The organism is Shinella sp. SUS2, assembly GCF_001262505.1.
In the GTDB taxonomy this organism is placed as follows: Bacteria; Pseudomonadota; Alphaproteobacteria; order Rhizobiales; family Rhizobiaceae; genus Shinella.
The window spans coordinates 24,046-36,744 of sequence record NZ_KQ410744.1; the positions used below are offsets into that span (position 1 = coordinate 24,046).

Annotated in this window: 10 protein-coding genes; all 10 read left to right on the forward strand. The window is 63.4% G+C overall.

Going from position 1 to position 12,699, the window contains the following annotated elements:
• Window positions 1-5: 5 nt before the first annotated feature.
• The 10 genes from AKG11_RS27430 (at window position 6) to AKG11_RS27475 (ending at window position 12,699) form a co-directional block, all read left to right on the forward strand.
• Window positions 6-1,202, forward strand: a complete 1,197-nt coding sequence (locus AKG11_RS27430) for an AGE family epimerase/isomerase (protein ID WP_050746199.1) — start codon at window positions 6-8, stop codon at window positions 1,200-1,202.
• 98 nt (window positions 1,203-1,300) lie between these two features.
• A complete protein-coding gene (locus tag AKG11_RS27435; protein ID WP_050746200.1) occupies window positions 1,301-2,281 on the forward strand; it encodes a sugar ABC transporter substrate-binding protein in 981 nt (326 codons plus the stop codon).
• Window positions 2,282-2,341: 60 nt separating this feature from the next.
• Complete coding sequence (locus AKG11_RS27440; protein WP_050746201.1) at window positions 2,342-3,313, forward strand: ABC transporter permease; 972 nt, start codon at window positions 2,342-2,344, stop codon at window positions 3,311-3,313.
• Window positions 3,314-3,317: 4 nt separating this feature from the next.
• On the forward strand, window positions 3,318-4,073 hold the full coding sequence (locus tag AKG11_RS27445) for an ATP-binding cassette domain-containing protein (protein ID WP_050746202.1): 756 nt from the start codon (window positions 3,318-3,320) through the stop codon (window positions 4,071-4,073).
• A 52-nt stretch (window positions 4,074-4,125) separates the two neighbouring features.
• On the forward strand, window positions 4,126-5,373 hold the full coding sequence (locus AKG11_RS27450; RefSeq protein ID WP_050746203.1) for an enolase C-terminal domain-like protein: 1,248 nt from the start codon (window positions 4,126-4,128) through the stop codon (window positions 5,371-5,373).
• 11 nt (window positions 5,374-5,384) lie between these two features.
• The gene (locus tag AKG11_RS27455; RefSeq protein ID WP_050746204.1) at window positions 5,385-6,578 is read left to right on the forward strand and encodes a fumarylacetoacetate hydrolase family protein; all 1,194 of its coding nucleotides are present in this window, start codon (window positions 5,385-5,387) and stop codon (window positions 6,576-6,578) included.
• Between the two features lie 208 nt (window positions 6,579-6,786).
• A complete protein-coding gene (locus tag AKG11_RS27460) occupies window positions 6,787-7,947 on the forward strand; it encodes a hypothetical protein (protein ID WP_050746205.1) in 1,161 nt (386 codons plus the stop codon).
• A gap of 700 nt (window positions 7,948-8,647) precedes the next feature.
• Window positions 8,648-10,117, forward strand: coding sequence for an amidase (locus tag AKG11_RS27465; protein ID WP_197284022.1), 1,470 nt, complete (start codon window positions 8,648-8,650; stop codon window positions 10,115-10,117).
• Complete coding sequence (locus AKG11_RS27470; protein ID WP_050746206.1) at window positions 10,090-11,655, forward strand: ABC transporter substrate-binding protein; 1,566 nt, start codon at window positions 10,090-10,092, stop codon at window positions 11,653-11,655. Before AKG11_RS27465 ends, AKG11_RS27470 begins: the two co-directional genes overlap by 28 nt.
• 63 nt (window positions 11,656-11,718) lie before the next feature.
• Window positions 11,719-12,699, forward strand: a complete 981-nt coding sequence (locus AKG11_RS27475; RefSeq protein ID WP_050746207.1) for an ABC transporter permease — start codon at window positions 11,719-11,721, stop codon at window positions 12,697-12,699.

The window sequence follows — 12,699 nt, forward strand, 5'->3', positions numbered from 1 at the left end:
CGCCCATGAAACCGTTTCCCGATTTCCGCTCGAAGACATTCCTCCTCGCCCATATGCGCGAGATCATGGATTTCTACCATCCGATCTGCCTGAACAGGGAGGACGGCGGCTACTACAACGAATATCGCGACGACGGTTTCATCACCGATCGCAAGACGCAGCACCTCGTCTCCACCACGCGCTTCATCTTCAACTATGCGACGGCCGCCGTGCTCTTCCAGCGGCCGGATTTCGCCGAGGCTGCCGCTCATGGCATCAAATATCTCGACGAGGTGCATCGCGACCCCGACCACGGCGGCTATTTCTGGTTGATGCATGGCCGCGAGGCCGTCGACACGACCAAACATTGTTATGGCCACGCCTTTGTGCTGCTTGCCTATGCGGCGGCGGCGAAAGCGGGCGTTGCAGGCATGGCGGAGAAGGTCTCGCAGACCTGGGATCTTCTCGAACGCCGCTTCTGGGAAGCGGACCGCGAACTCTACAGGGACGAGATCGGCCGCGATTGGCGGAGGGTTTCGCCCTATCGCGGCCAGAATGCCAACATGCACATGACCGAGGCCATGCTGGCGGCCTACGAGGCGACGGGCGAGACCCGCTATCTCGACCGTGCCGAGACGCTCGCCCGTCGCATCTGCGTCGAGCTTGCCGCAGGTGCGCAGGGTGTCGTCTGGGAGCACTATCGCCAGGACTGGTCGATCGACTGGGACTACAACAAGGACGATCCCAAGCACCTGTTCCGTCCCTACGGCTACCTGCCCGGCCATATGACGGAATGGACCAAGCTGCTCCTGATCCTCGAACGGTATCGCCCGCGGGACTGGATCCTGCCCAAGGCCGTCCTGCTCTACGAGACGGCGCTGGCCAAAAGCGCCGATCTCGAATTCGGTGGCCTGCACTACAGCTACGGCCCGGATAGCATGCTCTACGATCTCGACAAGTACCACTGGGTCCATTGTGAGACGGTGGCCGCTGCCGCGGGCCTTGCCGCGCGCACCGGCGCGGAGCGCTACTGGCAGGATTACGAACGCCTCTGGCGCTACAGCTGGCGGCACCTCGTCGATCACGATTACGGCTGCTGGTTCCGCATCCTTTCGCCCGAAGGCGAAAAGCAGAGCGACATCAAAAGCCCGCCGGGCAAGACCGACTATCACCCTTTCGGCGCCTGCTACGAAATCCTCCGCGTGCTGGGGGAGGCGAAGTAGCACGCGATCAGCTTACGGAACGGCCCGCCGCGCCACGCGCTCCGCAGCGGGCATCACCCTGAGAGCGCTTCGTGAGGAAATCCTGGGAGGGAATTGAAATGGTGAAGAAATCTCTGGCCGCACTGGCCTTGGGCGTGGCGTGCATAGTGGCGGGCTCTGCTGTGGCCCAAGAGAAGCCGAAGTTCGTCTATCTGACACAGACCGGTATCGACAACAGTTTCTGGCAATCGATCAAGAAGGGCATGGACGATGCCTGTGTGCAGTTCGAGGCGGATTGCCAGCTCATCTTCACCACGCCGAACGGCGACCTGCAAAAACACCTGCAGAACCTCGACACCGTCGTCGAACAGGGTGTCGACGGCATCGTCACCGTGATCGTCAACGACGACCTCTACGACGAGACGATCAAGAAGGCGGTCGACAAGGGGACTCCCGTCATCACGGCCAATGTCGATGACAGCCAGGGCGCCGCCGGCAATGCACGCAACGCTTTCGTGGGGCAGGATCTTTTCGAGGCGGGCTACGTGCTGATGAAGGGGCTCCACGCGAAGATACCGGCAGACCAGCCCATCCACGCGCTGCTCGGCCTGTCGCGGCCCGGTGAAAGCTGGGCGGAAGCACGTATCGGCGGCGCCAAGAAATTCCTGGACGAGGCCAAGGCCGCCGAGCCGAACCGGCAGATCAGCTATGAGGTGATCGACAGCTCCAACGACATCTCGGTCACCGCCTCGCGCATCTGCCAGTATGTGCAGGGCAAGCCGGAGACCAATGCCTATGTCGATGCCGGCTTCTGGGGCGCGGGCGCCGGCGAATGCCTGCGTGATCTCGGCATCAAGCCTGGCCAGCTGCACATGGCGACCTTCGATCTGGTGCCCGTCGTGCTTGATGAGATGAAGAAGGGCTATGTCGACATCACCATCGACCAGCAACCTTACTACCAGGGTTACCTGCCGATACTCCAGCTCGCAATGATGAAGAAGTTCGGTCTCAGCGCGTTCGACGTCAATACGGGCAAGGCGGTGGTCGAGCCGAAGGATCTGGAGCAGGTCGAAAAGTTCATGTCGATGGGTGTCCGCTAAGCCCGCCGTTTCCCAGCCCTTCCGCCAAGGCGCGGGAGGGCCCTTCAAAGGCCTGACACGATGAAACCCAATATCCGCAGCCTGATGGCGCGGCCGGAAATGGCAGCGCTGCTGATTTTCCTCGCCCTGTTCGTGACCTTCAGCATCATCAACGACCGGTTTCTCACGACCGGCAACATGACCGTCTACTTGCAGCCGATCCCCGAGCTGGCGATTGTCGCGATGGGCATCACGATCCTGATCATTGCCGGGGAGTTCGACCTCTCCGTCGGCTCGGTCTTCGGCCTGTCGCCGATGGTGACGGTGCTCCTGATGCAGGCCGGTTGGCCGACGGCGGCGGCCATCCTGATCGGCCTTGCGCTGGCGGCGTTGATCGGCCTTGCCAACGGCCTGATCACGCTAAAGCTCAAGATTCCCTCCTTCATCGCGACGCTCGGCATGCTGTTCATGGCCCGCAGTCTTGCCATCGTGCTGGCTGGCGGTTTCCCGCCGGTGTTCCCGCGCGAACTCGACGTGTCCTGGCTTGTCGGGCGGCTCGACCTCGGGCTTGTCACGCCACGCGTCTCGCTGCTCTACATGATCGCCATTGCGCTCGTTCTCGGCTTCGTGCTGCGCCGCATGGATTTCGGCCACTGGATCTTTGCGACCGGCGGCCATCCGCAGGCGGCGCGCGACATGGGCATCAAGACCGAGCGGGTGAAGATGGTCTGCTTCATGCTCTGCGCCACGCTCGCCGGCCTTGCCGGCATCATCCAGAGTTTTCGCGTCAAGGTGATCGTGCCGAACCTCGGCACCGGTCTTGAAATGCAGGCGATCGCCGCGGCCGTCATTGGCGGTGTGGCGCTGACCGGTGGGGTCGGCTCCATCCTCGGCGCGGTCGTTGGCACGCTGCTCATCGCCATGATCGAGAACATTCTCATCCTCAGCGGCGTCAATGCCAATTGGTTCATGTTCGCCGTCGGCGCCATGATCGTGGTGGCGGTCGTCCTCAACACGCAGACCCGGCTGAAGGCCGAAGGCATGAAGGGGTAAGGCCATGAGCACTGCCGTCAATCCGGCCGAAGAGCCGATCATTAAATGCGTTGGCCTGCAAAAATGGTACGGCGCCGTGCATGCCCTGAAGAATGTCGATTTCCATGCCGCGCGCGGCGAGGTGATCGGCCTCGTCGGCGACAACGGCGCCGGCAAGTCCACGCTGATCAAGATCCTGTCCGGCGTGCATACGCAGGACAAGGGGGACATCCTCATCGAAGGCCGCAGCGTCTCCATCACCGGCCCTGAGGTGGCGATGGGGCTCGGCATCGAGACCATCTACCAGTACACCGCCATGGTGCCGGAAATGTCGATCGCGCAGAACTTTTTCATCGGTCGCGAACCACTAAAGTTCGGGCGGCCCGGCTTCGGCATCGTCGACCGGGAGAAGATGGCGCGGGAAGCCATGGAGGGCCTGCGCGGCGTCGGCCTGCATCTGCGCGGTGCCGACACGCCGGTGAAGGCGCTGTCAGGCGGCCAGCGCCAGGGGGTAGCGATCGCGCGCGCCATGCATTTCCGTTCGAAGGTGCTGATCCTTGACGAGCCGACCAACCACCTTTCGGTCAAGGAGACCAACAAGGTGCTGGACCATGTCGTGGAACTGAAGGGCCTCGGCGTAACCTCGATCTTCATCAGCCATAACCTGCATCACATCCACCCGATTTCCGACCGCATCGTCGCGATGGCGCGGGGCGAGAAGATCGCCGACCTGCCGGCCAGGGATATCAGCGTGGACGAGATGACCCGGATGATCAGCTAGCCGGGCGTTTGGCCCGGCCATTTGCAACAGACAGACCGCATTGGAGCCTTCCATGAAGCGACCGAAAATCACCGATATCCGCGCCACGACCGTCACTGTTCCGCTGGAAGCGCCGCTGCGCCATTCCAACGGGGCGCATTGGGGGCGCTTTGTGCGCACCATCGTCGAGGTGGAGACCGATGTGGGCATCGTCGGCCTCGGCGAGATGGGCGGGGGTGGGGAGAGCGCGGAGGCGGCCTTTCGGGCACTCAAATCCTATCTCGTCGGGCATGATCCGTTCGAGCTGGAAAATCTCCGCTTCATGATCTGCAATCCGACCGCCAGCCTCTACAACAACCGCACGCAGATGCATGCGGCCATCGAATTCGCCTGTCTCGACATCATGGGCAAATTCCTTGGTGTGCCGGTCTATGACCTGCTCGGCGGCAAGATGCGCGAGAGGGTGCCTTTCGCCAGCTACATGTTCTTCCGCCTGCCCAACAAGGAGACCGGTGAGGGCGAGACACGCACTGCCGACCAGCTCATCGAGCAGACGCTGGCTCTCAAGGAAAAATGTGGCTTCACCTCGCACAAATTGAAGAGCGGCGTCTTCCCACCTGGCTACGAGCTGGAGGTTTATCGCGCCTGGGCAAAGGCGCTTGGGCCGGACAGCGTGCGCTACGATCCCAATGCCGCCTTCAGCGTGGAGGAGGCGATCCGCTTCGGCAAGGGTATCGAGGATCTCAACAACGACTACTACGAGGATCCGACCTGGGGCCTTAACGGCATGCGCCGCGTGCGCGAAAACACGACGATGCCGCTTGCCACCAACACGGTCGTCGTCAATTTCGAGCAGCTCGCCGCCAACATCCTCAACCCGGCGGTCGATGTCATCCTGCTCGACACGACCTTCTGGGGTGGCATCCGGCCCTGTGTGAAGGCCGCGGGCGTCTGCGAAACCTTCCAGCTCGGTATCGCCGTGCATTCTTCGGGCGAACTCGGTATCCAGCTTGCCACCATGCTGCATCTCGGCGCGGTCGTGCCGAACCTCGTCTTCCATGCGGATGCGCATTATCATCAGCTTGTGGACGACATCATCGTCGGTGGGCCGATGCGCTATGAGAACGGCGCGATCAAGGTGCCGTCGGCGCCGGGGCTCGGCGTGGAGATCGACCGCGACAAGCTCGGCAAGTATGCCGACCTCTACAAGACGCTGGGCGGCTACCCCTATGATCGCGATCCCTCGCGCGAGGGCTGGTTCTCCGTCGTGCCGAACACGCGCTGGGCCGATCCGAACGACGGTCGGGTCGTCGATTATTGACGGGTGACGATATGGAACTCGATCTGCAAGGCACCTTCGTCGGCCGCGTGTGGCTTCCCGCCGTGGCCGGCCCCTCCCTTGTCGTGCTGCGGGAGGGAGTGTTGGTCGACATCACCTCCAGCACCGCACCGACCATGCGGGACCTGCTCGAATTGGACGACCCCGTCGGCTTCGTGCGGGCTGAGACCGGCTCCCGGATCGGCCGCCTGGAAGAGGTCCTCGCCGCATCCGGGCAAAAGGATGCGGCACGACTTCTCGCGCCCTGCGACCTGCAAGCGGTCAAGGCCTGCTGCGTGACCTTCGCCCGCTCCATGATCGAGCGGGTGATCGAGGAACGGGCTGCCGGGGATCCTGCGCGTGCGGCAGCGATCCGAGATCGGGTGGCGGCCCTGGTCGGTGCCAGCCTTCGGGATCTCAAGGCGGGCTCGAACCAGGCGATGAAAGTCAAGGCGGCCCTCGTCGAGGAAGGGCTCTGGTCGCAATATCTTGAGGTGGGCATCGGCCCGGATGCCGAGGTCTTCACCAAGGCACAGGTGCTGTCGTCGGTCGGCCATGGTGCGGAGGTCGGGCTGCATCCGATATCGTCGTGGAACAACCCGGAGCCGGAGGTCGTGCTCGCCGTCGACAGCCGGGGCCGGGTGCGGGGTGCCACGCTCGGCAACGACGTCAACCTGCGCGATGTCGAAGGCCGCTCCGCGCTGCTTCTCGGCAAGGCCAAGGACAACAACGCCTCCTGCTCCATCGGACCGTTCATCCGTCTTTTCGATGAAACCTACTCCATCGAGGACGTGCGCAATGCCGTTCTTCATCTGCGGGTCGAGGGTGAGGACGGTTACGTACTGACCGGACGCAGTTCCATGCACGAGATCAGCCGGGATCCGCTCGATCTCGTTGCCCAGACGATTGGCGCTCACCATCAATATCCGGATGGCTTCATGCTCTTTCTCGGCACATTGTTTGCACCCGTCGAGGACCGCGACGTGGCCGGTCAAGGGTTTACCCACAAGATCGGCGATACGGTCACCATTTCCAACGACCGGCTCGGCTCCCTGGTCAATCGGGTGATGCTTTCCGACGAATGCGCGCCCTGGACCTTCGCTGCGTCCCATCTGATGCGCAATCTCGCGCAACGCGGCCTGCTGGGCACCCATGGAGCAGACGTCAAGGGTTCCGAATTGGTTGACGCCTGTCGGAAGCCGGGATGAGGAGGCCCGATAGGCATCGCCGCCGTAGCGGCTCAGAAGACCCTCGGCCTGAAACATATGCAGGCCGTGTTCAAGGATTTCCGGAGCGGCGCCAGTGCCGTCGCTTCGAAAACGGTCGACGGCTACGTGATCCTCGCCGACAAGCCGGTCGCCCGATCCGAAGCGGCAGCTCTCGAACGCGCTCTCCTTCGCCATTTCGCCGGGCACGGTGCTCACCTCGGTCGGCCGCGACTATCTCATCCCCAACGAGCTCACCGTCACCATTCGCAACCGGGACAAGGACAAGCCGCTGCTTTCGGCGCGGGCGGCGGACAGCGCGCCGGGCTTCACGCTGGTCTTCCCCGCCGTCTGGGTCGAACCCGGCGAGGAGGAGACGTTCACCGGCACGACGGCCCTGACGGCGGTGGCGCTGGTCGAAGATATCGAGGTGGTGCCGGCGAGCGATGCGAAACACGGCTGGACGGTTTCCGGCCCCGACGCCGACAGCCTCGTCAGTGCGATACGGCCGAAACCCGACCACCGGGAGCTGATCGGCAAGGGCGGCGCGCTGATGCTGCACATTTCCGACTTCAACACCAGCCTGCCGCCCTTCGCCACGCAGGTCTACGTGCTCTATGAAGGCATCGACGGCTGGGATCCCGGCTACGAGACGCTGACGCTCTACCGCCAGATCCCCGAGCCGCAGATCCGCAGCTTCATGGCCGAGCCACCCTCGCTGTTTTGCGGCGAGGAGAGCCGGCTGAGCTGGTCGGTGCTCGGCTGCGACCGGATCGAGCTGTCCTATGTCGAATACGGCACCACCCATACGCTGACGAGCGACGGGGGGGATGCGAGCCTCAGCCTGCCCGAGGGCTCGCTGGCCGCGATGCCCTACGAGGACCTCATGGTCTATACCCTCTCGCTCTACAAGGACGGCAAGCTGGTCAAGGAGGATTCGATCGACATCACCGTGGTGATGCCGGTGATGGACCTGACCATGACGCCGAAGGCAGCGGCGCTCGGCGAGCGGGCGCATCTCTCCTGGGAGCTTGGCGGCCGATGGGCCTTCAAGGGAACGCTTACCGAGGGTCGCATCATCCTGCAAAAGATCTCCAAGCCGGCGACGGACGTGCCGCTGCGCGGCTCGATGCCGGAGGAGGTGCGGCAACGGCTTCTACCGCCTCAGCGGCACCTGGCAGACGCCCCAGCCGATGACCTGGACGCGGGAGGCGACGCTGACCGTGGTGGAGTCGGTGACCAGCATCGAGTTCTTCCGCATGTACCGCACGATCGACCGGCCCTACGGCGAGGTGTCCTTCGCCTGGTCGGCGCGCAATGCGGAAAGCTACCGGATCGGCCATTGCGCGACCGGCACGTTTCCGGGCGCTGAAAACCTCGGCACCCTCGTCGACGACGACCTCACCATAGATACGGTCTTCACCGAGGTCATGATCGACTAGAGCAGCGTCTCTTATCGGGCGAATGTGCGCTTCTTCGATCTCAGCCTGCCGTTCGAGGAGCCGGAGGAGAACATCGAATGGTTAAACGCGCGTCTCGCCCAGCGGGATTTTTCCTGATGGCCTTCGACCAGAACGGCACGAGCACCGTGCCGGCCATCCAGCAGGCCGAACTCGTCGACAGGTCGAAGGAGCTGTGAGATTCGCATTCACGACGGCGAATCGGGCGGGTTGCATAGGTTCGAGAAGTGGTCCATTCATCCGGTATGACGCTCGGGAGCGGAAGCATCCTCCACGTTGCGATTCCTAAGCTGTAGGAACGTTGTATCTCTTTCTTTTCCCTATTTTTTACGCCGAAGCGACTTGCTTCGCCGTTCTCGTTGTTTTGGTCCAGAAATGACAAGCGCGGCTTGGTGCTTGCCTCCTTGCTGGGCATGTATGTGACCCATTGACGGGTCTCGGTATTGGCCCCTCGGGCATTGGCAGGCGACAACCAACGGTGCTGGGAGAGCGGTTCTCATGCACGACCGTCCTACGGTTCTTCATGCTTCTCAATATGTGATTTGTTGATTTTGTGTGTATTGACAATTTCCACAAAACCAACATAAATCCACATGACGGGAGATGAAGGTCGTGGATTTTTCGGTTCTTGCGCTCAGGTCGGCAATTGCTTCTAGCAGCCTCACATCCGAGGCGCTGGTGCGGGAATGCCTGGCGCGCATCCGGCGGCTGAACCCTGTCGTCAACGCCTTCAGCCAGGTCTTCGAGGAGGAGGCGCTGGAGGAAGCGCGGGCCTGCGACCGCGAAGCGGCGCAAGGCCATCTGCGCGGTCCGCTGCATGGCATTCCCATGGGGGTGAAAGACCTCTTCTTCGTGGCGGACCGGCTCTGCCAGCGCGGTTCGGCCGCCTACAAAAGATTCGCTCCCAAGGCGACGGCGCCGATCGTCCAGCGCATGATCGACGCCGGATCGATCATGATCGGCAAGACGACGACGACGGAGATGGGCTGGTCCGGTTCGGGCCATTCCGAATTCTACGGGCCGACCCGCAATCCCTGGAACCCCGAACTGACGAGCGGCGGCTCCTCTTCGGGGTCTGGCGCCGCGCTCGCCGCCCGCATGGTGCCTTTCACCTTGGGATCGGACGGCGGCGGTTCCGTGCGCATCCCGGCGGCCTTCTGTGGCGTTTTTGCCATGAAGGGCTCGCTGGGACGCGTGCCGACCTGGCCGTGGAGCGCGACGGAAATGCTCTCCCATGCCGGCCCGATGAGCGTTTCGGCCAAGGACAGCGCGTTGCTGTTCAACATCGCCAAGGGTCCGGATCCGCGCGACCATCAGGCCCTGCCGGATGACGGCACCGACTACACCGATCCACGCCCGATCCGCACGCTGCGTGTGGGTTTTGCGCCGAGCCTGTTCGGCTTTGCCGTTGTGCCCGAGGTGGACCGCGTCATCAGGGAGGCGGTGGCGACGCTCTCTGGCGCGCTCGACCTCGATATCCGCCCCGTTTTGCTCGACTGGCAGGACCCGATCCGCATTTTCGAGACGCTGTGGGTCGCCGGCCGCGGCGTTGCCTATGGCGCCGAGGCGGACCTCTCGGCATTCGGCAGCGGTTTCCGCGGCCTCGTCGAGGCCTCCGCCCGCTATGATCTCGCCGACTATCTCTCGGCGGCCAAGGCCCGCGCCGACTTTGCCGGCAGCGTGCATGCGCTTTTCGAGGACATCGACCTCCTGCTCCTGCCCACCGTGCCGGTCGAGCCGTTTGCCGCCGACCGCGAGGCGCCGGAAGGATTTTCGTCCCCCTCCGAGGTGCTCGCCTGGACGGGCTGGACGCCCTTTACCTATCCCTTCAACCTCTCGGGCAACCCGGCGGCCTCGCTGCCGGCGGGCCTGACGGTAAACGGCCTGCCGGTCGGCCTGCAGGTCGTCGGCCGGCGGCATGCCGATGCGCTTGTCATGGCGTTCTGCCAGCAGGCCGAAGACCACCTTTTCCATAATAAAATACCTCCGCTTGTCGTTGCTGGCGACAAAGCGGGGCGGGGAACGGCCAGCAATCCAACTGCGGAGATATCGTCATGGAATTCAACAGGAGAGCATTCCTAAGAAGCTCGGCGCTCGCTGGCCTTGCCATCGGCCTGCCGGTCCTCAACACTGCCTTTTTCGTCGACCCGGCGCATGCCGCCGAGGGCAAGGTCCTCAATTTCATGTCGGCGGAAAACCTCACCGGCAACTGGGACCCGTCCTCCCACACGACGCTTGCCCAGATCAACCTGGAGAGTTTCGTCTTCGGCTACCTCACCCGCGCGCCGATGCGGCCGGACAATCCGGACGAGCTGGTGATGGAGCTGGCGACCGACATGAAGCTCGTCGACGAGCACACGCTGGAATTCACGCTGCGCGAGGGCGTGACTTTCCATGACGGCAAACCCTTCACCGCCGAGGACGTGAAGGCGACCTTCGAATATGCCAGCCAGCCGGATCGTCCCGCGGCCTGGTATCCCGGTCCCTGCGAGGTCGAGGTGGTGAGCGATCATGTCGCTCGTATCAAGACGGAGAAGGGCGGTTATCCGGCAAGCCTCTTCTGGTTCCTGTCGGCCTTCCTGCCGATCCTGTCGGCCAAGGACGTCGCTGATCCGAAAACGCTGTCCGCCCGGCCGAACGGCACCGGTGCCTTCAAGTTCGCGCGCCAGGAGGGCAACACGACGGTGCTCGAAGCCTTCGACGGCTTCTATCTCGGCAAGCCGACCCTGCCGGGCATCAATTTCAGCTTCGTCGGCGATGCGACCACCCGCACGCTGGCATTGCTCAACGGCGAGGCCGACCTCATCGAGCGCCTGGAGGCCGAACAGGTCCAGACCATCGAGGACACCGGTGGTTTCAAGCTGAACAAGGCGGTCTCGGTCGAGAACAAATGTCTCTGGTTCCGCTGCTCCAAGCCGCCCTTCAACGATCCGCGCCTGCGCAAGGCCGCCGCCCATGCCATCGACCGCGCCGTGCTGCTCGACATTTTGGGCGTCTCCGGCCATGCCTCCAAGGCCTGGATCTCGCCGGTGAAGTTCGGTTACGTCGATACGCCGAACTATCCGGAATACAATCCGGAAGAGTGCCAGCGGCTGCTGGCCGAGGCCGGCTTCCCGAAAGGCGAGGGCCTGCCGGAACTCGAATACATCACCTCGGTCGGCTTCTACCCGAAGACCAAGGAATATGGCGAGGTCATCACCGCCATGCTTCAGGAACAGGGCTTTCCGGTAAAGCTGAACGTCATGGAGGTCGCCGCCTGGAACGAGCGGCTCTACGACCGGCCGGGCGGCGGGCCGGGCCACATGATCGACTGCGGTTGGTCGACAGGCTCTCCCGAGCCGGACCTCGTGCTGCGCACCCATTTCCATTCCTCCTCGAAGCGCATTACCGGCATCGAGGACAAGGATCTGGATGCGGTGCTCGACAAGGAGCGCAATACGCTCGATCCGGCCGCGCGCAAGGCGGTGATCCAGACTGAGGTGATGCCGATGCTGGCGGACAAGGTGCCAGCGCTCTCGCTGTTCACCTCCGTCTTCATCCACGCCATGCGCGAGGGGGTGGAGGGCATGTACTTCTATCCGAATGGTATGATGGACGCCAACAAGGCCAGCCTCGCCTGATGGCACGCGGCGGCCGCCAATATTTGGCGGCCGCTCCATCCCGATCGGCGCAAGGGGAGACGCATGTTCGTCCTGTCGTTCCTGTTGAGACGGCTCCTGCAGGGGAGCCTCATCATCCTGCTCGTTACCTTCATCATCTTCACGCTGCTGCGCGTGGTGCCGGGCGATCCGGCGCGCCTCATCGTCGGCGGCATGGCGCCCGACGAGGTGGTGGCCATGAAGGCCAAGGAACTCGGCCTCGACCGGCCGATACCGGTGCAGTTCGTCTCCTATCTCGGCGACCTCGTCACCGGCGATCTCGGCACGTCCTTCGTGCGGCCGAAGAGCGGGGCGAGCCTTGGCGGCGCATCCTTCGACGATGCGACGCGCGAAGAGCGCGCCACGGTGCTGGACCTCATCCTCGCCACCCTGCCGATGACGCTCCAATTGGCGGCGGTCGCGCTCGCCATCGCGCTGCTGGTCGCCGTGCCGCTCGGCACAGCGGGCGGGCTCTATCCCGGACGCTGGCCGGACAAGCTGGCGCTGGTGCTCGGCTCGCTCTGCGTGTCGACGCCGAATTTCTGGCTCGGCATCGTGCTGACGCTGTTCCTCTCGGTCAAACTGAAGCTGCTGCCGGCCATCGGTTATCGCGGCTTCAGCTACACGATCCTGCCGGCCATCGTGCTGGCGGTGGAGATCGTGCCCTTCATCCTGCGCACGCTCACCGTCTCGGTGGCGCAGGTGATGCGGGAGGATTTCATCCAGCTCGCGCCGATCCGCGGCCTTTCCCGCAGCCGCACGATCTTTTCGCACGCGCTCGGCAATTCCGCCATTCCCCTCATCAACCTCATCGGCGTGCAGCTCGGCATGCTGCTCGGCGGCGTGCTCGTCATCGAATTCATCTTCGATTATCCGGGCCTCGGCCTCCTGACGATCAACGCCGTGCTGCAACGCGATTTTCCGCTGATCCAGGGCATCGCGATTTTCATTTCCGTGATGTTCGTGGTCATCAACATCCTGGTCGACCTCATCGCCATGACCATCGATCCGAGGCTGGAGTACTGA